Raw genomic sequence first — 2,831 nt, 5'->3', positions numbered from 1 at the left:
GGACACCCGTCCGAGCAGCAGCCCGACCGAGAGCAGGCGTTCCTGCTGGAGATCCTGGACCAGGCTGCCGACGCGGCTGGCGATGCGGACCGTCTCGGCGGTGTCGGCGGCCCGCTGCGCGGCGGCCACCCGGTCGATGACCACCGGAACGGCCAGCCCGACCATGCTGAGCAGCGGGATGATCACCAGCAGGGCGAGCTTGCCCCGGATCCGTAACCTAGCGAGCAGCATCGAACGGCCTCCACCGGTCGGCGTCGCCGCCCCGGCCGACGGCGACCGGCTGGCGGTCACCCTCGGACACGGTGATCGGCGGGTCAGCGTGGACCGCCGGTGGCGGTCCGGCCTCGGCCGGCGTGCGGCGCGCCGGGGGAGGGCCGGCGGCCCGCGCCCGCCGTAGCGCGGCGAGGTGCAGCGCGGCGATCCCGGCGAGCAGCGCGACAGCGGTGCCGGCCGCGGCCCGGCCCAGCAGGCGGTCCCGGTCGATCGCGTCCAGCCGTTCCTTCAGCAGCGCGTCGAGCTGGTCGAGGATGACCGTCCGGAGCTGCTTGGCGGCGTTCTGCGCGGTGATGCCGGCCTGGGTGAGCTGGTCGGTGCTCGGCGCGGACCGCCCGCCGCCGGGCGCCGAGTACACCGAGAACGTCTCCAGCGAGCGCTGGTAGGTGTCCAGCGGGGTGAGCACGTTGGCGCCCAGGTCGGTGCTCTCCGAGCTGTCGACGGCGGAGCGCAGGTCGGCGACGAGGTCGGTGGCCGGGCCGAGCGCGGCGACGCGCAGCTCGGCCAGTTCCGCGCCGGTCCGCGCGCGCTCGGCGGCGGGGCGCTTGGCCGCCAGCCGGGCCAGGTCGACGAGCCGCCCGGCCAGCACGGTCGCGGTGGGCAGGTCACCGCCGATGCCGTCCTGGAGGAAGAACGAGTCCGAGCGCGGGTCGCGGATCAACCCGGAGCTCTCCCGCACCTTGCGGTAGAGGGCCAGGAGCAGGTCGGACGCCTCGCCGTAGGCCCGGAAGGCCGCCTCGGGGTCGCCGAGCCCGCGGTCCGGCAGCGACTCGAGCTTCGCCCGCAGCCCGGCCCAGCGCTCGTGGGTGCGCAACTCGTCGCCGACGGCGCTGTCCACCTCGGCGACGCCCTCGATCGCGGCGGTGAGCGCGCCCCGGGAGACGGCTCCCTCGGCGACCGCTATCGCCTGGGCCTCCACCAGCGCGTCGGTGATCGGGCCGAGGGCGCGCAGGTAGCGCACACCGAGCCGTTCCCGGCTCGCCAGGTCGTGATCGTCCGCGGCGCTGCTCTCGGACTGGGCGAAGATGAACCCGAGCGGTACGAGCAGCGCCAGCACCAGCAGCAGGGGAAGCGTGCGGCCCGGTACGGCGGGCCGCCGACGGACCCGCGGCGCGGGGACTGTCATGGTGTGTCTCCTCCGGCGACGGCGGGGCGTTCGGTGCCCCGGGAGGTCGCCGTACGCAGTCCCGTGCACCGGACCGGAAAAGTAGCCGAACCGGACGTCTGTGCAACCTCGGCCGATGAGTCGGCTTCACGTCAGTCCATTCTGGGCGACGCTGAGTGAGCTTCGACGTCACTCAGCGTCCGATCATGTTGCCGAGAAGTGACATCGACGATGGTTTGCGCGTGTAGATGTGAATTCACATGATCCGAACATGTGCCGCTGGGATGCTCTGGACCTTTGGCGGACGACGGTGGGCGAACGACGAACGGCGCAACCGGACGGACGTACGGCGGATCTCAGCGAATGCACAGCGATCGGCCCGTACCGTGTGCCGCATGAGATCACCAGTCGCGCGGATCCGGCGCGCCCTGGCCGGACGCCCACGCCGGATCGTCGCCGTCGTGGCGGTGGTAGTCCTCGTCGCCGCCGCGCTCGTCTGGGTGGCCCGGCCGCAGAGCCCGGACTTCCGCACCGAGTCGGCGCTGGTGACGGTCCGCTCCGGGCCCTCCGGTGACGAGCCGGTCGAGCTGGACACCACGCTCTACCTGCCGGACCGCGCGTCGGAAGCGAACCGCGTGCCGGCGGTGCTGCTGGCGCACGGGTTCGGTGGCACCAAGGACTCGGCTCGCTCCGACGCCGAGGACCTGGCCGCCCGGGGGTACGCGGTGCTCACCTGGACCGCCCGCGGCTTCGGGCGCAGCGGCGGCCAGATCCACCTGGACAGCCCCGACTACGAGGTGCGGGACGCCCAGCGCCTGCTCGACCGGCTCGCGGCCCGGCCGGACATCCGCCTCGACTCGCCGGGCGACCCCCGCGTCGGCGTGGTCGGCGGCTCGTACGGCGGCGGCCTGGCCCTGCTGCTGGCCGCGCAGGACCAGCGGGTCGACGCGATCGTCCCGATGATCACCGGGAACGACCTGTCCCGCGCGTTCCTGCCGGAGAGCACCGGCCGGCAGCCCACCGACGGCGTGTTCAAGAAGGGCTGGGCGGGGATCTTCTTCGGTGGCGGCGGGAACGCCGGCTCCGGTCCGGCCGGGCTCTCCGGGGCCACCGCCGCCGCGCCGGAGGGCGCGCCCGAGTCGGCCGGACCGCCGAGCCCGCAGCCGGGCGCCGGTCCCGGTACCGGCTCCGGTCGTGCGCCGGCCGGCGCCGCCGACCCGTCCTGCGGGCGCTTCGCCGCCGACGTCTGCGCCGCGTACCTGCGTATCGCGACCACGGGCCGGGCCGACGCGGCGGCGGTCGAGCTGCTGCGCCGGTCGTCGCCGGCCGGCGTGCTGGACCGGATCAAGTCCCCGACGCTGCTGGTCCAGGGCGAGGCGGACACGCTCTTCCCGCTGGCCGAGGCGGACGCCAACGCGCGGGGCATCGCCGCCGCCGGCACGCCGGTGCGGGT

Annotated in this window: 3 protein-coding genes; 1 reads left to right on the top strand and 2 read right to left on the bottom strand. The window is 74.8% G+C overall.

Annotated elements, in window-relative coordinates:
- Positions 1-231, bottom strand: a 231-nt coding sequence (locus KBX39_RS27935) for a hypothetical protein (protein WP_210873375.1), incomplete at its 3' end; no start/stop codon positions are given.
- The gene (locus tag KBX39_RS27930) at positions 218-1,399 is read right to left on the bottom strand and encodes a hypothetical protein (protein ID WP_069088727.1); all 1,182 of its coding nucleotides are present in this window, start codon (positions 1,397-1,399) and stop codon (positions 218-220) included. The genes KBX39_RS27930 and KBX39_RS27935, both read right to left, overlap by 14 nt.
- Positions 1,400-1,773: 374 nt before the next feature.
- Here KBX39_RS27930 and KBX39_RS27925 point away from each other — a divergent pair.
- Positions 1,774-2,831 (top strand): alpha/beta fold hydrolase (locus KBX39_RS27925; protein WP_210873373.1); only part of this gene is annotated, 1,058 nt, incomplete at its 3' end.

Source organism: Micromonospora sp. D75, assembly GCF_018070405.1.
GTDB classification, from domain to species: domain Bacteria; phylum Actinomycetota; class Actinomycetes; order Mycobacteriales; family Micromonosporaceae; genus Micromonospora; species Micromonospora chalcea.
Note: the sequence above shows the minus strand (reverse complement) of the source record. Positions and strands in the feature narration are given on the sequence as shown.